This window comes from Rhizobium croatiense (genome assembly GCF_019793465.1).
In the GTDB taxonomy this organism is placed as follows: domain Bacteria; phylum Pseudomonadota; class Alphaproteobacteria; order Rhizobiales; family Rhizobiaceae; genus Rhizobium; species Rhizobium croatiense.
Genome location: NZ_JAILYJ010000023.1, coordinates 69,670 through 87,798, shown reverse-complemented (window position 1 = coordinate 87,798; position 18,129 = coordinate 69,670). Strand labels below are relative to the sequence as shown.

The following is an 18,129-nucleotide window of genomic DNA, read 5'->3' as shown; positions in this document are numbered from 1 at the left end:
CTCTCGTCGAAGATCAGGAAATCATTCTCGAAAATCTCCACCCCGTCGAAGCCGGCCTTGGCGATCGCCTCCAGCTTGTCGCTGAGGTCGCCGCTCAATGAAACGGTCGCAATCGAGGTCTTCATCGCAGGGTCCTTTCCGACACGCGTTAAGTCGTCATCGTCTTGAAATGCGCGAGCATGCGGCCGGCATCGGGCTCCCTGCCGGTGATCAGGCGAAAGGCGCCGACCGCCTGGAAGACCGCCATGCCGCCGCCGTCGAGCGTCCGGCAGCCGCGCTGCCTCGCCTGCCGCAGAAGCTCGGTTTCCAAGGGGAAATAGACGATCTCAGCCACCCAATGCCGTGGTTCGAGAAGCTCGGGCGGAAGCGGCATGCCGGGATATTTGGCCATGCCCGTCGGCGTCGCATGGATCAGGCCGGATGCGTCTTTCATTGCTGTTTCCAGGTCACTTCCCGCAGCGATCGACGCGCCGGGAAAGAGCGCGGACATCGTTTCGGCCAGATCGACGGCGCGTTCGTTCTCGCGGTCGAAGACGGTCAGCCGCTCGAGGCCGAGCGTCAAGATCGCATAGGCGGTCGCCACGCCCGCCCCGCCGGCGCCAAGCTGCACGGCGGAGGAAAGGTCGGCTTGCGGCAGCCCGCGCCGAAAGCTTTCGGCAAAGCCCCACCAGTCGGTGTTGTGGCCAAAGCGCCGGCCGTCCTTCAGGACGACGGTGTTGACGGCGCCGAGCGCCCGGGCCTCAGGCGACAACTCGTCGAGCAGGGGAATGACGAGCTGCTTGCAGGGATGAGTGATATTGAGACCGGCAAGTCCACGCGCTTCGGCATCGCCGATCAAACGCGGAAGATCGGCCGGCGACGCATCCAGCTTGGCGAGATCGATCAGCTCATAATCGTAATCCAGCCCCTGCGCCGCACCTTCCTGCATATGCATGGCAGGCGTCAGCGAGGCCTGGATGCCGGCGCCAATCAGCCCGGCCTTCAACGGTTTCAGGAGTGTCTCGGCCATGCGCCAGTTCCTGTCTTGCTCGTGATGGGAATGGCCCGCGGGGTCGCCCGCGGGCCTGATCTGTTTACTTGCCGCGAACCGTGTCGAGCTCCTTGAAGAGCTGCGTGACGGTCTCCGCGCCGATCTGAGCCGCGAACTTATCGACCAGCGGCTTGACGGCATCACGCAGCTTCTGCGTTTCTTCGGGGCTGAGCTCGGCGACTTCCATGCCGGTCTTCTTGATTTCCTCGATCGCCTTGGCGTCCAGCTCCCTGGAAACCTTGCGCTGATAGTCGCGGGCTTCCGTCGCGGCCGCCTCGAAGATTGCCTTTTCCTCTTCGTTCAGGCCGTCCCAGAACTTCTTGCTGATGAGCACGATCTGCGGATTGTACTGGTGACGGGTCACCGTCATGTACTTCTGCACCTCGAAAAACTTCGCATTGATGATGTTGGCGGCTGGGTTTTCCTGGCCGTCGACCGTGCCTGTTTCGAGCGCGGTATAGAGTTCCGTATAGGGCAGCGGCACTGCATTGGCGCCCAGGCTGTTGAAGAGCTCGATCGGGATCGGCGACTGGATGGTGCGGATCTTCAGGCCTTTGATGTCCTCGAGCTTGGTGACCGCATGACGGTTGTTGGTGAGGTTGCGGAAACCGAGCTCCCAATAGGCGAGGCCGACGAGGCCGGTGTCGGGCAGGAGTTTCATCAGACTGGTGCCGAACGCGCCGTCCATCACCTTGTCCGCCTCTTCGCCGCTGTTGAAGAGGAAGGGCAGGTCGACGGCGCCGAACTGCTTGACGTTGCTTGCGAGAATGCCGGCGTTGAGCACCGTCATCTCGATGACGCCGCCCTGCAGGGCCGACACCGTCTGAACGTCGCCGCCGAGGACGCCGCCCGGAAACAGCTTGACCTCGATCTTGCCGCCGCTCTTTTCCTTCACCAGCTCGGCGAACTTCTCCATGCCCATGACCTGGGGATGGCCCTTATTGTTGGCGGCAGCGAATTTGAGGTTGTGTTCGCGGATCTCGGCCATAGCAGGGCCGTTCGCCAAGAGAGCCATGGGCAGAGCCAGTCCCAGCGCCAGTTTCGTCAATCTATTCAGCATGTTTTCCTCCCAGGATAGAGCCGGATCTCCGTCCGGCTGCGTTGAGATTCCATCGCCGACACGGCGACATCAGTGTCCGAACCAGGCGACCGGAGCGGTCACCAGCGCAGGGAAAAGGACGAGCAGAAGCAGAACGATCAGCTCGGCGATCATGAAGGGAATGACGCCCTTCATCAGATCCTCCATCGACAACTTCGAAACGCCGCAAATGACGTTGAGCACCGTTCCGACCGGCGGCGTTATCAGCCCGATCGAATTGTTGATGATGAACAGCACGCCGAAATAGACCGGGTCGATGCCCGCCTGCTTGATAATCGGCATCAGCACCGGCGTCATCACCAGGATCGTCGGCGTCATGTCCATGGCCGTACCGACGACGATGATGAGCACCATGATGGCAAGCAGCAGCAGCGTCTGATTGTCCATCAGCGGCTCGACGAGGCTTGCAAGCTCGCCGGGCACATCGGCGACGGTGATCAGCCAGGCCGAGACGGCGGCGCAGGCCACCAGGAACATCACCACCGAGGTGATCTTCGCGGCCGCGACGAAGACCTCGAACAGCCGAGACGGCGGCAGTTCGCGATAGACGACCATTGAAACGAAGAGCGAATAGACCGCCGCCACGACGCCGGCTTCGGTCGGCGTGAACACGCCGAATTTCAGGCCGACGATGATGATGACGGGAAGCATCAGCGCCCAGATGCTTTCGACGAAGGCCTTGATCCGCACGGCGCCGCTCTGTTTCGGCGGCAGGGCGAATTGTTCCTTGCGGGCTACGATCAGCCAGGTGATGCAAAGGGCAGCCGCGATCAACAGGCCGGGGACGATGCCGGCCAGGAACAGCTTGGTGATCGAAACTCCGCCTATGACGCCATAGAGGATGAAGCCGATCGAGGGCGGGATGATCGGGCCGATGATCGAGGCCGAGGCGAGCAGGCCGCCGGCGCGAGCCGGATCATGACCCGATTTCAGCATCATCGGGAAGAGCAGGGCGCCAAGGGCGGCCGCATCGGCGACGGCCGATCCCGAAAGGCTGGATAATACGCAGGCCGCGAAGATCGCGACGAAGCCGAGGCCGCCTCTGATATGACCGACCATGGCCATGGCGAGATTGACGATACGGCGCGAAAGGCCGCCGGTGTTCATCACCTCACCGGCGAGAAGGAAGAAGGGCACGGCCATTAGCGGGAAGCTGTCGGCGCCGTTCAGCACATTCTGCGCGACGATCTGCGCATCGAACATGCCGAGATACATCATCAGCGCCACGCCTGTTATGATGAGGGCAAAGGCAATCGGCACGCCGAGCGCCATGGGGCCGAGAAGTGCGCCGAGGAAAATGGTGACGGTCATGACGGCCTCCTCAGTGCTTCGGCTTCAGCACGGAAAAAGCCGTGTGCGCGGGATCTTCGAGCGCAGCCTCTTCCTCGCTGTCGCGCACCAGTGCTGCCGTCGTCACATCGATGCGGTCGGTGACGATCGCGAAGGCGTCCCACAGAAGGATGAAAAAGGCCGGCACACCGAAGGCAAGTCCGGCGCCGTAGAAGACACCCATCGAAATACCGGTTGCCGGCGCCGAAACATGAAGATTGATCAGCGTCTGGGTCCAGCTGCCGCTGATCATCAGCCACGTGGCGGCGAGCATCATGCCATACCCGAGAAGCACGGCGAGTTTGGCGACAGGCTTCGGGAGGCGCGTGATGAGGGAATCGACACCGAGATGCGCGTGCTCGCGCATCGCGACGACGGCGCCGAGGAAGGTCAGCCATACGAAAAAGATGCGCGAGAGTTCCTCCGAAGAGGTAATGCCCTGGTTGAAGGCGTAACGGAGCACGACATTGCCGAAAACCAGCACGACCATAGCTGCCAGCAGGAGCGCGATCGTCACCTTCAGCGCGAAGAAATAGAAATCGATAATACGGGTCATTCGCTCCTCCCAAGCGTTGCCTTGCCCTGTCGGCCGACCGTCGTCAGACCCGCCTGGCGCGTCGTGACCGAAATATTGCCGTCGCGATCAATTCCTCCACTGGTCGCCTCTTCAAAATGTACTAACTAGTTCGTATGTCAAGCAGCATCTGTTGAAACATGTCGTCAACGTGAATAAGACTGACGGGTCATCGGAAACAGAAACGCATGCTTCCACTGAAGCCGAAGACCGAAATTCGAAATATAAAACAATAGATTAGAAAGTGCGGTAGCGAGGTCCATGGCGGAACGGGGCGAAAACGGCCGGAAGAATGATCCGGAGCAGACGAAGGAAGACATCCTCCTCGTCGCAACTCATGAATTCTCGACCCATGGCCTCGCCGGCGCCCGCGTCGACTCGATTGCCGAGAAGACGCGCACCTCGAAACGGATGATTTATTATTATTTCGGCAGCAAGGAGGGACTCTATCTTGCCGTCCTGGAGCAGTCCTATCGCAAGATCCGCTCGCTGGAATCCGATCTGCATCTGTCCAATCTCGAACCGGAAGAGGCGCTGCGGACGCTGATCTCGACGACCTTCGACCACGACGAGGCCAATCCGGATTTCGTCCGCCTCGTCAGCATCGAGAATATTCATCATGCCGCACACATGCTTCGCTCGGAGGCGATCCGCGATCTCAACGTTTCGGTTATCGAAACCATCGCCGGCATATTGGAGCGCGGCTTCGACCAGGGCATCTTCCGGCGCAAGGCCGACCCGATCGACATCCATATGATGATCAGCGCCTTCTGCTTCTTCCGCGTGTCCAACCGTTATACGTTCGGCACTATCTTCAGGCGCAATCTCTCGGACGGCGATACCATCGAACGCCATCGCGGCATGATTGCCGACGCTGTCGTCAGCTATCTGAAAAGCTGAGGGCAGGACGCTCCACCTCAACTGCGCGGCGATGGCACGGGCAGGGTGATTTCGAACTCGGCGCCGGCGCCAACCGTCGGCCGAAGGTGGCTTGCCCCTGCGCGTCTGTTCAGACGCGCAGGGGCACTGCGACATTAGGCAGTCGCCCGCGAACGCACGGTCAGATCCTAACCTCGAGCATATGTTGGAGCCGCCATTCTTCCGCAAAGAAGAGCGAGGGAAGAATAAAAGACATCATCGAAATCGCTGTGCACGTCTGGCATTGTGCAACAGCTCGCAGGCCGTCGCGAAGGGCCCGAAAAGTTTGAGCAGCATCGCTTGTTCCTCGGCATCTATATAGTGACGAGCGCAGAATTCCGTGACGGACCAGACTTTCGTCAGATCGTCCGTTTCGATTTGCCTGGGTTCGATGTGTTCGGTCAACGGCGTGTCCTCCGAACAGCAAGACTACGCCCCTGAGGATTTTATAAGAACTAGCTAAAAAGGATTACGAGCAACTATATCCAGGAAGCACGTATCAGCAACGCGGATGCGAAAACGCCCGCCGATGGCGCGGCGGGCGTCTTGTCTTACTGATCTATTGCTGCGGATCAAACACCGACGCCGTCGGGATGAGCGTCCGTGCCGATGATGTTGAGCGTCACCTTGGCGGTGTCCGTATTGCCTTCGCCGTCGGAGATCTTGTAGTAGCGGAGAACTTCCGTGTAGGTCACGCCTGCATCCAGATCGGCCGTCAGGTCGTAGGTGAACGTGCCATCCGACTTGACATGGAACGTGCCATACGTGCCGGCAACGTCGGTTACGGCGTCGGCAGCAGCGTCTACCTTGGTGCTCAGGAACTGGCGCAGGAACATCTTGCCGTTGTCGCCGGCAATGTCGTTGTCCAGAACGTTGCCGCCGATGGGCTGGCCTTCGGTGAAGCTGTAGGTGTCATCGACCGCGACCGGCTTGATCTGGGTCACGCCCTGGATGTTCAGGGTGAACAGGCCCATGTCGGTGTGACCGGCGCCGTCGGAGATCTTGTAGGAAACCTTTTCGACCAGCGTCTCACCGTTGGCGAAACCGATCTTGGCAGCATCGCTCAGCACATAGGTGTAGCTGCCATCGGCCTTGACGAAGAACGTGCCGTAGTCACCCTGGATCGTGGTGACCTGACCGGCCTGCTTGGCGCCGACCGTCTGCTGGTCGAAGGCGCGCAGGAACAGGTGGCCGTTGTCGGAGGAATCGTTGGACAGAAGATTTCCGGAAATTACGTCGGTTTCTGCAAAAGTTGCACTATCATCAGTTGCGTGAATCGGGGAAGCCATTAGTTTCTCCTAAAATTGTTTTATCGGTGGGTCATTTTGACCTTAGCGAGCGGCTTCTTTAACAACTTATTAATACTACAAGTCAATGGGGTATTTAACGCAAGGTTAACATTCACCCATAACGTGCAGTGACGTTTATGAAGCGACCAATACGTTATCTGCTTCAATCAAATTTGAAGCAATTTCGACCAATTTACACCCGGTAAACTTGAAGGAACCTGCCCCGTGACTATGTTGCGGCCGTGCTCTTCTGACGCTGCTTCTATCCCGGCTGCACACCGTTGCAATCCTGGACACCGGCACCTACCTTAGCCGCAGCCGATCTCACCGGACACTCAAGCAGTGCCGACACGGGAATGAACGCAAAAGGATCGGCGGCATGCGCCATCCGGGCGGCCCATGGGCAATCCCAGCAGCAAGATGATTCCGGCTCCGGCCGTCAGAGGATTTCTTTTTGAACCCACGAAATATGGCGACTGCGGCTGCGGTCGTTGATCGGCCGGCGCAAGGGTCGCGATGCTGTCCCAAACTGCTGGAGCGTGAAGGGCATTTGCCTCTTTAGCCGCCGTGAATGCAGGCCTGATTGCCTGATAACGCGGCTGACGGAGATCGGCCCACCATCCAAACAAGGAGAATGCGAATGCAGGTACTCGTCAGAGACAACAACGTCGATCAAGCCCTGAGAGCGTTGAAAAAGAAAATGCAGCGCGAAGGACTGTTCCGCGAAATGAAGGAGCGGCGCGCCTATGAGAAACCGTCCGAACGCCGCGTCAGAGAAAAAGCCCAGGCGATCAGCCGGCAGCGCAAGGCCGCACGCAAGAAGATGCAGCGCGAAGGACTGCTGGCCGGGCGGAAGCAGGCGGCAGCGCGTTGATAGCTTTTCCGAAAGGATAGACAATGGACGAATTGAATAGCCTTGCCATTTCAGAAGAACGCCTCGAGGATTGCCGTGATGTGGTCGAGCCGGATCTGCAGGATCTGATCCAGCGTGCGCTGACATCGGGCTTTTCACGGGAGGAAATCCTCATAGCCGTCAGCGAACTGGTCGCAGAAGACTTCGCAATAGTCATGGAAACTCCAAGCGTGCATTGAGGAGCGAATGACGGTGACGGCGCAGAAGGATCTCTCTGCTGTGGCCGACGACCGCCTTCCGAAGGGGTTTCGACATTTCCCGGATATCGAAACCCCGGATCTACAGCGTTCCGTTCTCGAAGCGATATCGCCCTGAAACTTCGTTCAAGCCGGGTTAGCTGACGCCTTGACGAAATCGATGAAGGCGCGGAGCGGTGCCGGCACCAGGCGCCGTCCGGGATAATAGAGAAACGGCCCGGAAAAGCGCTGCCACCAGGGTTCGAGAATGGGCTCGAGAACGCCACTGTCAAAATACGGGCGCAGCCAGTCTTCGAAAATGCTGATCACGCCCGTGCCCGCTATGGCGGCCTCGACAGACAGATCGATCGCCCCGCCGACCTTGACGATCAATGGTCCTGATGGTTCGACCCGCACCACCTCGCCGTCCCGCTCATATTCCCAGGGCGCCGTCAGCGCACCGCTGTCAAAACGGCCCAGCAGGCAGGCATGGTCGAGAAGTTCGCTCGGATGTTGCGGCCGGCCGTGACGGTCGAGATAGTCGGGGGATGCGGCAGTGGCAAAGCGCTGCTGGCGCGGCCCGATCGGAACTGCGATCATATCCTGCTCCAGCCGCTCGTCATAGCGGATGCCGGCATCGCATCCGGCAGCAACCACGTCGACGAAGCTCTCCTCGGCGACGATCTCGAGGCGAATATCGGGATAGGCGGCGAGGAATGGCGGAACGATGGCTGGCAGCACCAAGCGCGCCGCGCTGACCGGCACGTTGAGCCGCAGAGAACCTGCCGGCCTGTCACGAAATCGGTTGACCACGTCGAGCGCGGCCTCCACCTCAGTCAAAGCAGGGCCAAGCCGTTCCAGCAGGCCTTTGCCCGCTTCGGTTGGAACAACGCTTCGCGTCGTGCGGTTGAGCAGTCTGACCCCGAGATCCGCCTCGAGGCGCCGCACCGCCTCGCTCAAGAAGGAGGCGCTGCTGCCGCTGGACCGCGCGGCCTCGCGAAAACCGCTGGCCCGCGCCACGGCGACAAAGGCATTGAGATCGCTCAAATCTGCTTTCACTGTTCGCCACTCCGCACGGCCCGTACGGATTGTACCCCATTTTCACACGCTCCGCCAAGGCGTAGTCTTGGCCTCACCTCTTGAAAGGAGTGAGATCATGTCCATTATCGACCAGGCCGGCAGCTTCAATCTCGGCGACCGCAACGTGAAACGACTTGGCTATGGCGCCATGCAGCTCGCGGGGCCTGGCGTGTTCGGCCCGCCCAGGGATCATGGCGCCGCGCTTGGCGGTCGCAAGCGGTGTCAATCACATCGACACCAGCGATTTCTACGGTCCGCACGTCACCAACCAGATCATCCGCGAAGCCCTCCACCCCTATCGCGATGATCTCGTCATCGTCACCAAAGTCGGCGCCAGGCGCGGCCCGGACGGGTCCTGGATTCCGGCTTTCTCGCGCCATGAGCTGACCGAGGCAGTGCACGACAATCTGCGTAACCTCGGCCTTGACGTGCTCGATGTCGTCAACCTCAGGATCATGTTCGACGTGCATGGCCCGGCCGAAGGATCGATAGAAGCACCTCTGACGGTGCTTGCCGATCTCCAGCGGCAGGGTCTCGTCCGTCACGTCGGCTTGAGCAACGCCACCTCGCGCCAGGTCGCCGAAGGCCGCGGGATCACCGACATCGTCTGCGTGCAAAACCAGTACAATCTGGCGCATCGGGCCGACGATCCGCTCATCGACGCGCTCGCCCGTGAGGGCACTGCCTATGTGCCGTTCTTCCCGCTCGGCGGGTTTACGCCGCTGCAGTCGTCCACCCTCTCCAAGGTCACCGAGCGCCTCAGCGCTACCCCGATGCAGGTGGCACTCGCCTGGTTGCTGCATCGCGCGCCCAATATCCTGCTGATCCCAGGCACGTCGTCGCTCGGCCATCTCAGGGAAAACCTCGCCGCTGCCAGCCTCGTACTGCCCGATGAGGCCATCGAGGAATTGAACCGGATGGCCGATATCGCTGCCTGAGGGCATTAGAATGGCCGGACGGGCGGCTGGCCGCCACGCTCGGGCGCGGCCAGCGGCCATCATTGCGATCAAAATGCCTCAAGGCGCCGGACCGCAGATCGGTGTTTCGGCAGGCCGACTGATCGCGGTCCCTGTCCGGTCAGGTCAAAACTTCAAGACGCTTTTGAAAGAACCTGGCTCGGCAAGCCGCTTGATCATCAGGACGATTTCCCGGTGATAAGTTCATAGGCCACGAAGGCCGCTGACATCATCAGGAAAACCCCGATCGCCAAGGGATAATTGGCGGCCGCATTCGGATCGGTCAGCTTGGGAATGCCGATCACGGTGCCGGCCGCCAAGACGGCCGACAACGCGACCTCCTGGACAATCAGTTTCGAGCGGCGTGTCATGATTGACCTCCTGTCGCCAAAATGAGCGTCGTCCTTGTCTCACCACAGCAATGCTAGAGCAATCAGGAGAGGCATCAAGGTCACTTCGGCAATTTATGCGCGGAGAGCGCATGGTTGGCACGCCTAGTGTGCCTCGCGGATACAGCATTCAGGGACCATTTGGTCCCTGACTACAGTGCAGCGGCAGCCAACCTTTGGCCGCTATGCCTTCAATAGCGCTCCGGGACGTACATTTCAGCGGGGACCGGCGCCCTGATGTAATCTTCATGGCGGATGCGATCCGGCAGCTGGATCTCCGGTTTCGGCACATCCTCATAGGGAATCTGCTCGAGAAGATGGGCGATGCAGTTCAGCCGCGCTCGTTTCTTGTCCACGGCCTGCACCACCCACCAAGGCGCTTCCTTGGTGTGGGTGCGCGCCAGCATTTCTTCCTTGGCTTTGGTATATTCCTCCCAATGGACACGGCTTTCCATATCCATCGGTGAAAGCTTCCACTGCTTCAGCGGATCGTGGATACGCATCGTGAAGCGGAATTCCTGCTCTTCGTCGGTGATCGAGAACCAGTATTTGATCAGCACGATGCCGGAGCGGACGAGCATGCGTTCGAATTCCGGCACCGAGCGGAAGAATTCCTCGAGCTCGTCGGCGGTGCAGAACCCCATCACGCGCTCGACGCCGGCGCGGTTGTACCAGCTGCGGTCGAAGAGCACGATCTCGCCGGCTGTGGGCAGGTGCGGAACATAGCGCTGGAAATACCATTGATGGCGCTCCCGCTCGGTCGGGGCGGGCAGTGCGACGGTGCGGCAGACGCGCGGATTGAGCCTCTTGGTGACGCGCTTGATCGCGCCGCCCTTTCCGGCCGAATCCCGGCCCTCGAAAAGCACTACCACCTTCAGCTTCTTGTGCTGGACCCAATCCTGCAGCCGCACCAGTTCGTGCTGCAGCCGGAAGAGTTCGCGGAAGTAGATCTTTCGCTCGAGCGTCTGCTCGGCCGGTTCCGACATTCCCTCGGCGACCAGATCGTCCAGCCGGTCTTCCTCCATCTGCATTTCCAACTCCTCATCGAAGCTGTCTGCGATTTCGGCCTTTATGCGGTCGAGTTGGTCCTGCGGTGTTTGAGCCATGGTTTTTTCCTTCCTGCTGTTTTGACAGGAGCATGCCAGTGCGAAGCTTATATGACGGCCACTGATCGAGCTGAAACGGTTAGGCCCGTCTCTCGTTCCAAACGCAGCTTAGAGCTGCCCCGCCCGATATCGGTCGGCAAGGTTTCGGCAGGCGCGGATCGTCAGGGCCATGACGGTGAGCGTCGTGCCGGCGATGCCGCTGCCCGGGAAGGCGCTGGCGTCGGTGACGATGAGGTTCGGGGCATCCCAGACCTGGTTATAGGAATTGAGCACCGACGCCTCCGGGCTTTCACCCATGCGCGCACCGCCAGTTTCATGGATGGCCGCGCCCATGCACATGGTCTTGCGGAACCATGTGCGGAACATGAAGCGGCTGAAGACGTCCGCATCGGGAAAGGCGCCCCTGCCCATCTCCTTAAGGCCGGTCGGCGAGCCGATGAATTCGAGCTCGCCGCCGACCTCGCTCACCATGGCGATCAGCGTCTCCTCCTGCCGGCGAAGCAGCGCCTGTTCCTCCGCCTGCATGACGCAGCGGATATGCGGCACGGGAATGTTCCAGGCGTCCCTGCGCCAGGCATCGAGGGTGATGCGGTTGTCGGCATAGGGCAGCATGCGGCCGAAACCGAAGAAGGCGAGACGCGCATCGGTGTCCCCGGAAACAGGTGCCCGGCCGACGCTGCCCTGGTAGTCGAAATCGCCGCGGGCCGCATCGCCCTCGCCGAAGCGGGGGATGAAGATCCCGCCCGAGGGATTGTAGAACGGGTCGGTCGGAGCGGATTCGTCGGGCGCCCAGCCCTTCGCCTTCGAAAAGGAACCGAAGGCGAGGCAGGGAAGCTGATCCATGAAATAGCGGCCGAGGACGCCCGAGCTGTTTCCAAGGCCGTCGGGATGTTGGGCCGAGGCCGAATTGAGGAGCAGCCGCACGCTCTCGATCGGCGAGGCCGACAGCACGACTGTCGCGGCACGAGCCTTCGATATCTCACCCGTATTGCGGTCGATGAATTCCGCGCCGGTGGCGCGGCCGGTTTTCTCATCCGTCGTGATTCGGCGAACGACGGCGTCGTAGCGAACCTTCAGCCGGCCGGTGGCCTTGGCATCCTTAAGCGGCCGCGGCATGCGTTCGGCGTCCGGCGCGATGTAGCGCCAGGAAACGACGCGCCTCTCCGGCCAACGGCTTTCAACCGCCTGCTTGAAGATCTGTTCGGCGGGCGTCAGACCCGCCGGTTTGGCATAGATCCCGTCCGGCAGCGTCGGCACATCGTCCTTGTTGCCGTAGAGCCCGAGATAGGACTCCACTTCGTCGTAGAACGGCGTGAGCTCGTCATAGGAGACCGGCCAATCGACGCCCTTTCCAGAGCGCGACCGGATCTTGAAATCGTCGTCGGTCCAGCGCAGCAGCACGCGGCCGAAACTGTGCAGACGCCCGCCGCCCTGGCGGCCGCGGATCCAGAGGAAAGGCTCGCCCTTCGGCGTCGTATAGGGGTTCTTGCGGTCGTTGACGAAGAAGTGGCTGAAGCGCTCGGTAAAAAAGGCCGCGCGCGCCTGGATCGGCTGGCCTTTGAGGGTGGCCCGCGCGCGCTCCCAGATATTGATGCTGCTTGCGGGCGCTTTCTTGCGCGCCGGGTCGAAATCCCTAGAGCCGACGGCGGGGCCCGCCTCGAGCAGGAGCACCGACAGCCCTTGCGCCGTCAGTTCTTTTACCGCGAAGGAACCCGCCGCGCCGGAGCCGATCACCAGCGCATCATAGATGATCTCAGACATGTCTTTCCAAATCCTGTCCTGGAGCAATTGCTCAAAACGGCCCGGAGCGCGCCGGCCATTGCGGGAAAACGAAGGGGCGAAGCATCAGAGCCGCGATCCGTCGGCGCCGAAGAGCGACGCCTTGGCGATATCGAGCCCGGGGGCCACGGCGTCGCCAGGCTGCAGGGCCACGTCGCCCATTAGCCTCAGCGAGAGGCTTTGATCCGCCCAGTCGAACCACACGACCGCATCGGACCCCATCGGCTCGACGACGGAAACGCGGCCGGGAATGGTGGGCAGGCTACCTGCCGCGGCATCGAGCACGAGGTGCTCAGGGCGAAAGCCGAGCGTTGCCGGTCCTTCCGCCGCAGCTGCTCGAAAGGAATAACCGGAGAGATCGACGGCAAGCCCCCTGCTTTGAAAGACTGGCGCGCTGTCGCCGCGCTCGATCCGGCCTTCGACGAAGTTCATCGCCGGCGCACCGATGAAACCCGCAACGAAGAGGTTCGCCGGACGGCGATAGATATCAGCCGGCGAGGCAAGCTGCTGGATGACGCCGTCGCGCATGATGGCGATGCGGTCGGCAAGGGTGAGAGCCTCGACCTGATCGTGGGTGACGTAGATCATCGTGTTGCCGAGGCGCTGATGCAGCTTCTTGATCTCGACGCGCAATTCGTTGCGCAGCTTGGCGTCGAGGTTCGACAACGGTTCGTCGAAGAGAAAGACATCGACTTCCCGCACCAGCGCCCGGCCGATGGCCACGCGCTGACGCTGGCCGCCGGAAAGTTCGGCAGGGCGCCGGTCGAGCAGCGTGTCGAGGTGAAGGAGAGCGGCCGTGCGGGCGACACGGGCCTCGATCTCGGCCTTCGGGAGGCCGGCGACGCGAAGGCCGAAGGAGAGGTTCTTGCGGACAGACATGCGCGGGTAGAGCGCGTAGGACTGAAAGACCATGCCGATGCCGCGGTCCTTCGGCTCCTCCCAGCTGACGTTCTTGCCCGAGATCCAGATCTCGCCGGCAGCGATGTCCTGCAGCCCGGCAATGGCGTTCAGCAGCGTGGACTTGCCACAACCGGAAGGACCGAGCAGTACCAGGAACTCCTGCGGGGCAATATCGATCGACATCTTCTCGATCACCGTATGGTGGCCATAGGCGATCTTCAGATCCTTCACGGAGACGGCGGATTGCATGGAAGCGTTACCCCTTGACTGCGCCGGCCGCGATGCCGCGCACGAACCAGCGGCCGGACAGGAAATAGATTGCGAGCGGAACGATGGCGGTCAGGATCGTCGCCGCCATGTTCACATTGTAGGTGCGCTCGCCCATCGTGGTGTTGACGATATTGTTGAGCTGGACGGTCATCGGCAGGTTGTCGCGGCCGGCAAAGACGAGACCGAGCAGGAAGTCGTTCCAGATGCCGGTGAACTGGAGCATCGAGACGACGACGACCATCGGCACCGCGATCGGCAGCATGATCTCGAAAAAGATCCGCCAGAAGCCCGCGCCGTCGACGCGCGCCGCCTTGCAGAGTTCCTCCGGCACGCTGACGAAATAGTTGCGAAAGAGCAGCGTCACCAGCGGCAGGCCGAAGATGACATGCACGAGAATGATGCCGGCCAGCGAATTGTAGAGCTCGATATTCGCCATCGCCCGGACCATCGGATAGAGGAAGATCTGGTAGGGGATGAGGCCGCCGGCCATCAGCAGACCGAAGAGCGCATTTGCCCCGCGCGGCCGCCAGAGCGACAGCGCATAGCCGTTGACGGCGCCGACAAAGACCGAGAGCGCGACCGCGGGAACGGTGATCGCCACCGAATTCCAGAAGCCGCTGCGAATGCCGACGCAGACGGTGCCCATGCAGGCGCCCGACCAAGCGGTCGCCCAAGCAGAGAAATCGAGCCTGGCCGGCAGCGCGAAGATCTGCCCGAGCCGGATCTCGTCCATCGATTTCAGCGAGGTGACGACCATGGTGTAGAGCGGCAGAAGGAAGAAAAGTGCTGCGACGACCAGGAAGGCGTAGAGGCCGATGCGCCCGGCGGTGAGCCGTGCCGGCCTCGGACCGTTCGGATGGAGATCGGCCATCACGCGGCTCCCTTCGCTCTGGCGCGCATGTGCATCGCGTAGCGGAACGGGGCGACCGCGATGATCACGCCGAGGACAAGCACCGTGGCACCGGCCGTGGCGAGGCCGAGGTTCTGGCGTCCGAACAGATTATCCATGATGAATTTCGCCGGCACTTCCGTCGAGTTGCCGGGGCCGCCATTGGTCATGGCGACGACGATGTCGTAAGTCTTGATCACGCCCATGGCGAGCAGCATGCCGGCAGCCGCCAGCGCCGGCCCGAGCTGCGGCAGGATGATCGAGACATAGATCCGCCAGACGGGAATGCCGTCGATGCGCGCCGCCTTCCATTGCTCGGCCTCGATGCCGCGCATGCCGGCCAGCGCGATGACCATGACCAGCCCCGCGCCCTGCCAGACGCCGGCAAGCACCAGCGCATAGATCGCCATGTCGCGGTTGACCACCCAGTCGAGAACAAAGCTTTCCCAGCCGAGCGAACGCACGCTGGCCTGGATGCCGAGCGTCGGGTTGAGCATCCATTGCCAGATCAGCCCGGTCACCACGAAGGACATGGCGTAGGGATAAAGGAAGATGGTCCTGAAGGCGCTTTCGAAGCGGATCTTGCGGTCGAGTGCGGCGGCGAGCAGAAAGCCGAGCAGCAGACAGCCTGCGACGTATAGGACGCCGAAGATCAGCACGTTCTGCAGTGACGCGAGCCATTTGGCGGAAGAGAAGAGCTTCGAATATTGCGCAAGGCCGACATAGGTCGAGGAGGGAAAGAGCGTGGAATTGGTGAAGGACAGGCGGATCGACCACGCCATGGTGCCGATGAAGACCACCACCGCGACGAACCATGTCGGCAGCAGGGCGATGGTGGCGGAGAAGTTGGGCTTACGTTTGAAGGACATCGGCCAGCTCGTCGACAGATGAAAGGGGCGCGCTGCCGCTGCGCGAAGGCAGCGGCCGGGCTGCCGTGGCGTCGGATCAGGCCGACGCCACGGCGCTATCCTATTCGAAAATGGCGAAGAAGTTCTCGGCCGCGGAGGCTGCGTCGTTCGAGCCGCCGCTCCAAAATTCGTCGACGTAATCGTCGAGCGCGCCGACCTGCTGGGGCGTCAGCACAATCGCCTGGTCCGGCACGATCGCGCCGGCTGCCATCAGCTCCGCACCCTTCTGAGCACAGACATCGAGCTTCGACTTGTCGACGTCGGTGCGCATCGGCACCGAGCCTTTCTTCAGCGCGAACTCGACCTGGACGGCCGGATCCATGACGACCTCGGCGAGCAGTTTCTGCGCCTTGTCGGTGCCGGTATTGCCGGTCTTCGGGAACCAGAGCGAATCGGCGATGTAGACCATGCCCTTCGATTCCGGCGCGATCATGCAGCCATAGTCCTTGCCCGGCTCCTTGCCGGCGACGGTGAATTCGCCCTTGGCCCAATCGCCCATGAACTGCACGCCGGCCTTGGCGGTGATCAGCATGGCCGTCGCGTCGTTCCAATTGCGGCCGGCGGCACCGGCGTCGACATAACCGCGCAGCTTGCCGAGGATTTCGAGGGTCTTCTTCACGCCCTCGACCGATGCCTCGCTTTTGTCCTTGTCGACATAGATCTTCAGAAAGCCGTCGATCCCGACCTGCGAAAGCAGGATCATGTTGAAGACCTTGGTCTGCTGCCACGGCTGCCCGCCCCAGGCGACCGGAATAATGCCGGCGGCCTTCAGCTTGTCGAGGTCAGCGAAGAATTCGTCCCAGCTCTTCGGCTCCTCCGCGATGCCGGCCTTTCCGAAGGCTTCCTTGGAATAGAAGACCCAGCTTTCGCCATGGGCGCCGGTCGGCGCGAGATAGACCTTGCCGTCATAGGAAATGAGATCGGTGATCGATTTCGGCAGGACGTCGGCCCATTTGCCGGCGGCCGCGACGTCGTCGATCGGGTTGAATAGGCCCTGGCTGACGAAATCCGCAGCCGCAAGGCCGATGACGCCCTGTTTGGCGCCAGGCGCGTCGCCGGCGACGATCCGGTTTTGGAATGCCGCATCGGCCGCGCCGAAACCGGCGATCGAGGAATCCTTCCAGACACCGCCGCGCTTTTCGAATTCGCTTCTGATGACATTGAGGGCGGCGGCTTCGCCGCCCGATGTCCAGGACGACATCATCTCGATCGTCGGCTTGTCCTCGGCATGGGCCGAAGCGAAGAGACCGGCGAATGCTACGCCGGCAAGAAAAAGTTTCATCATGGTCTTCATTGTTCCACCTCTTGAAAATGCCCTCTTGGCGGGGCGTTCGTAGTCTTCGGAATGATAGTCAGCGATAGATCGGCAGGAGCGCCTGCCGGACGAGCGTCAGCCCGTTGGCGATGTCGCGGACGGGATCCGGCGCGGCATCGAGTTCGAGGATCGCCCAGCCTTCATAGGCCCGGTCGCGCAGCAGCCGGATCCAGGCCGGCCAGTCGACCCGCCCGAGGCCGAAGCCGCAGAAATAGGGGCGGTGGCGATCGTGAATGTGCTTGTCGATCGGGGTGTCGGCGGGCATGGGGCCGATCGCATCCTTCCAATGGGCGATGATCATCCGCTCATGATGACGGTCGACGAGTTGGACGGGATCTGAGCCGGCAACGATGATATGGGCCGTGTCGGGGCACATATGCACATAGGCGGGGTCGGTCAAAAGCATCATCAGATCGACGTCACGCGCGCCGGCAAAAATCGAATGCGCTTCGGTATGCAGCGCCAGCCGCACGCCCCTGATATAGAGGGTCGAGCCGAGACGGTTCAGGAAGTCGGCAATCAGCTTGGCGCGGTCGAAATCATAAAACTGCACCGGCTGGGCGCCGAGCGTCTGGCGCAGCGGGGCGCCGATCACCATGATGTCGCTGCCGCAGGCTCTCAGGAAGTCGGCATAGCGCTCCGCCTTGTCGATCAGCGCGCGCTGGGCCTCGGGGTCGGCAAAGTCCCCCGCCGCCTCCAGCTCCGCGAAGAAACCGCTGCAGAGCGTCAGGCCGCGTTTTGCCAGCTCGGCTGCGAAAGCCTTCACCGAACCATAGGTCTTGATCGCGTCCTGCCAGTTGAAGGGAGAGAAGGTCAGCTCGACACCGGTAACGCCGGAGGCCTGGACGCTGTCGAGGATCTTGTCCCAGAAGGCGCGCGGCGCAGCGCGCGCATGGTCGATGATCGCATCATGGCTGTCGACGCCCCAAAAGCCGGGATGAAAGAACGTCACGAGATCGACGCCGAAGCGCAGCCTGTCGGCAGTAGCCATATCTATCTCATTTCTCGAGGCACGACTTAGCGGAGTGCGGAACAGCACCTCCACATCCAATAAGTCATGAAATTTCAACGCATTAAGAGATGGCAATCGTTTGCCATGACTTAATGATAGCCAAGCTGGTTTTTTTGGCAAGCGATTTTTGGCAAACGTTTGCTATAAGCCACCACCTGCCTTAAAGTTGCAAATCGAAGCATCCGATGAAAGAACGA

At 61.3% G+C, this 18,129-nt stretch carries 18 protein-coding genes and 1 pseudogene; 4 read left to right on the top strand and 15 right to left on the bottom strand.

Annotated features, from left to right (window positions below; all coding sequences use genetic code 11):
• Positions 1-148 precede the first annotated feature (148 nt).
• The 4 genes from K6M89_RS28045 to K6M89_RS28030 form a co-directional block, all read right to left on the bottom strand.
• Positions 149-1,009, bottom strand: a complete 861-nt coding sequence (locus tag K6M89_RS28045) for a shikimate dehydrogenase (RefSeq protein ID WP_222141732.1) — start codon at positions 1,007-1,009, stop codon at positions 149-151.
• Positions 1,010-1,073: 64 nt separating this feature from the next.
• Positions 1,074-2,090 (bottom strand): TRAP transporter substrate-binding protein, encoded by a 1,017-nt coding sequence (locus K6M89_RS28040; protein ID WP_222141731.1) that lies wholly within the window; start codon positions 2,088-2,090, stop codon positions 1,074-1,076.
• A 69-nt stretch (positions 2,091-2,159) separates the two neighbouring features.
• Positions 2,160-3,440, bottom strand: coding sequence for a TRAP transporter large permease subunit (locus tag K6M89_RS28035; protein ID WP_222141730.1), 1,281 nt, complete (start codon positions 3,438-3,440; stop codon positions 2,160-2,162).
• A gap of 10 nt (positions 3,441-3,450) precedes the next feature.
• The gene (locus tag K6M89_RS28030) at positions 3,451-4,014 is read right to left on the bottom strand and encodes a TRAP transporter small permease (RefSeq protein WP_222141729.1); all 564 of its coding nucleotides are present in this window, start codon (positions 4,012-4,014) and stop codon (positions 3,451-3,453) included.
• A gap of 279 nt (positions 4,015-4,293) precedes the next feature.
• On the opposite strand from K6M89_RS28030, the gene K6M89_RS28025 reads away from it, so the two are divergent.
• Positions 4,294-4,932 (top strand): TetR/AcrR family transcriptional regulator, encoded by a 639-nt coding sequence (locus tag K6M89_RS28025; RefSeq protein WP_183596042.1) that lies wholly within the window; start codon positions 4,294-4,296, stop codon positions 4,930-4,932.
• Positions 4,933-5,166: 234 nt separating this feature from the next.
• On the opposite strand, the gene K6M89_RS28020 is transcribed toward K6M89_RS28025, so the two are convergent.
• Both K6M89_RS28020 and rapA2 read right to left on the bottom strand, forming a co-directional pair.
• Complete coding sequence (locus K6M89_RS28020; protein WP_064685074.1) at positions 5,167-5,355, bottom strand: hypothetical protein; 189 nt, start codon at positions 5,353-5,355, stop codon at positions 5,167-5,169.
• A 167-nt stretch (positions 5,356-5,522) separates the two neighbouring features.
• Positions 5,523-6,239 carry a calcium-binding lectin RapA2 gene (gene rapA2 / locus K6M89_RS28015; protein ID WP_222141728.1) on the bottom strand — a complete coding sequence of 239 codons (717 nt, stop codon included), beginning with the start codon at positions 6,237-6,239 and terminating at the stop codon, positions 5,523-5,525.
• A 640-nt stretch (positions 6,240-6,879) separates the two neighbouring features.
• Between rapA2 and rpsU the strand changes: the two genes are divergently transcribed.
• The gene (rpsU, locus tag K6M89_RS28010; protein ID WP_010027648.1) at positions 6,880-7,113 is read left to right on the top strand and encodes a 30S ribosomal protein S21; all 234 of its coding nucleotides are present in this window, start codon (positions 6,880-6,882) and stop codon (positions 7,111-7,113) included.
• A 23-nt stretch (positions 7,114-7,136) separates the two neighbouring features.
• Positions 7,137-7,331 (top strand): hypothetical protein, encoded by a 195-nt coding sequence (locus K6M89_RS28005; RefSeq protein WP_222141727.1) that lies wholly within the window; start codon positions 7,137-7,139, stop codon positions 7,329-7,331.
• A 144-nt stretch (positions 7,332-7,475) separates the two neighbouring features.
• On the opposite strand, the gene K6M89_RS28000 is transcribed toward K6M89_RS28005, so the two are convergent.
• Entirely contained in the window at positions 7,476-8,387 is a 912-nt protein-coding gene (locus K6M89_RS28000) for a LysR family transcriptional regulator (RefSeq protein ID WP_222141726.1), read from the bottom strand.
• Between the two features lie 97 nt (positions 8,388-8,484).
• Here K6M89_RS28000 and K6M89_RS27995 point away from each other — a divergent pair.
• Positions 8,485-9,346: pseudogene (locus K6M89_RS27995) on the top strand (aldo/keto reductase family oxidoreductase).
• Positions 9,347-9,543: 197 nt separating this feature from the next.
• Here K6M89_RS27995 and K6M89_RS27990 read toward each other — a convergent pair.
• From K6M89_RS27990 to K6M89_RS27955, 8 genes are all read right to left on the bottom strand, one after another.
• A complete protein-coding gene (locus K6M89_RS27990) occupies positions 9,544-9,735 on the bottom strand; it encodes a hypothetical protein (RefSeq protein WP_222141725.1) in 192 nt (63 codons plus the stop codon).
• Positions 9,736-9,944: 209 nt separating this feature from the next.
• Positions 9,945-10,859: a polyphosphate kinase 2 gene (gene ppk2 / locus K6M89_RS27985; RefSeq protein WP_222141724.1), complete on the bottom strand. Its 915-nt coding sequence runs from the start codon at positions 10,857-10,859 to the stop codon at positions 9,945-9,947.
• A 108-nt stretch (positions 10,860-10,967) separates the two neighbouring features.
• Positions 10,968-12,620: a GMC oxidoreductase gene (locus tag K6M89_RS27980; RefSeq protein ID WP_222141723.1), complete on the bottom strand. Its 1,653-nt coding sequence runs from the start codon at positions 12,618-12,620 to the stop codon at positions 10,968-10,970.
• A gap of 84 nt (positions 12,621-12,704) precedes the next feature.
• Positions 12,705-13,787 (bottom strand): ABC transporter ATP-binding protein, encoded by a 1,083-nt coding sequence (locus K6M89_RS27975; RefSeq protein ID WP_222141722.1) that lies wholly within the window; start codon positions 13,785-13,787, stop codon positions 12,705-12,707.
• A 7-nt stretch (positions 13,788-13,794) separates the two neighbouring features.
• Entirely contained in the window at positions 13,795-14,679 is an 885-nt protein-coding gene (locus tag K6M89_RS27970) for a carbohydrate ABC transporter permease (RefSeq protein WP_222141721.1), read from the bottom strand.
• Complete coding sequence (locus K6M89_RS27965; RefSeq protein ID WP_222141720.1) at positions 14,679-15,566, bottom strand: carbohydrate ABC transporter permease; 888 nt, start codon at positions 15,564-15,566, stop codon at positions 14,679-14,681. The genes K6M89_RS27970 and K6M89_RS27965 overlap by 1 nt, the downstream gene beginning before the upstream one ends.
• Positions 15,567-15,666: 100 nt before the next feature.
• Positions 15,667-16,899 carry an ABC transporter substrate-binding protein gene (locus K6M89_RS27960; RefSeq protein ID WP_097580824.1) on the bottom strand — a complete coding sequence of 411 codons (1,233 nt, stop codon included), beginning with the start codon at positions 16,897-16,899 and terminating at the stop codon, positions 15,667-15,669.
• A 58-nt stretch (positions 16,900-16,957) separates the two neighbouring features.
• A complete protein-coding gene (locus K6M89_RS27955; protein WP_222141719.1) occupies positions 16,958-17,911 on the bottom strand; it encodes a sugar phosphate isomerase/epimerase family protein in 954 nt (317 codons plus the stop codon).
• Positions 17,912-18,129: the final 218 nt, after the last annotated feature.

Coding starts and splice junctions, on each gene's coding strand:
- K6M89_RS28045 (WP_222141732.1), bottom strand. CDS start 1,009: ATGGCCGAGACACTCCTGAAACCGTTGAAGGCCGGGCTGATTGGCGCC.
- K6M89_RS28040 (WP_222141731.1), bottom strand. CDS start 2,090: ATGCTGAATAGATTGACGAAACTGGCGCTGGGACTGGCTCTGCCCATG.
- K6M89_RS28035 (WP_222141730.1), bottom strand. CDS start 3,440: ATGACCGTCACCATTTTCCTCGGCGCACTTCTCGGCCCCATGGCGCTC.
- K6M89_RS28030 (WP_222141729.1), bottom strand. CDS start 4,014: ATGACCCGTATTATCGATTTCTATTTCTTCGCGCTGAAGGTGACGATC.
- K6M89_RS28025 (WP_183596042.1), top strand. CDS start 4,294: ATGGCGGAACGGGGCGAAAACGGCCGGAAGAATGATCCGGAGCAGACG.
- rapA2 (WP_222141728.1), bottom strand. CDS start 6,239: ATGGCTTCCCCGATTCACGCAACTGATGATAGTGCAACTTTTGCAGAA.
- rpsU (WP_010027648.1), top strand. CDS start 6,880: ATGCAGGTACTCGTCAGAGACAACAACGTCGATCAAGCCCTGAGAGCG.
- K6M89_RS28005 (WP_222141727.1), top strand. CDS start 7,137: ATGGACGAATTGAATAGCCTTGCCATTTCAGAAGAACGCCTCGAGGAT.
- K6M89_RS27990 (WP_222141725.1), bottom strand. CDS start 9,735: ATGACACGCCGCTCGAAACTGATTGTCCAGGAGGTCGCGTTGTCGGCC.
- ppk2 (WP_222141724.1), bottom strand. CDS start 10,859: ATGGCTCAAACACCGCAGGACCAACTCGACCGCATAAAGGCCGAAATC.
- K6M89_RS27980 (WP_222141723.1), bottom strand. CDS start 12,620: ATGTCTGAGATCATCTATGATGCGCTGGTGATCGGCTCCGGCGCGGCG.
- K6M89_RS27975 (WP_222141722.1), bottom strand. CDS start 13,787: ATGCAATCCGCCGTCTCCGTGAAGGATCTGAAGATCGCCTATGGCCAC.
- K6M89_RS27970 (WP_222141721.1), bottom strand. CDS start 14,679: ATGGCCGATCTCCATCCGAACGGTCCGAGGCCGGCACGGCTCACCGCC.
- K6M89_RS27965 (WP_222141720.1), bottom strand. CDS start 15,566: ATGTCCTTCAAACGTAAGCCCAACTTCTCCGCCACCATCGCCCTGCTG.
- K6M89_RS27960 (WP_097580824.1), bottom strand. CDS start 16,899: ATGAAGACCATGATGAAACTTTTTCTTGCCGGCGTAGCATTCGCCGGT.
- K6M89_RS27955 (WP_222141719.1), bottom strand. CDS start 17,911: ATGGCTACTGCCGACAGGCTGCGCTTCGGCGTCGATCTCGTGACGTTC.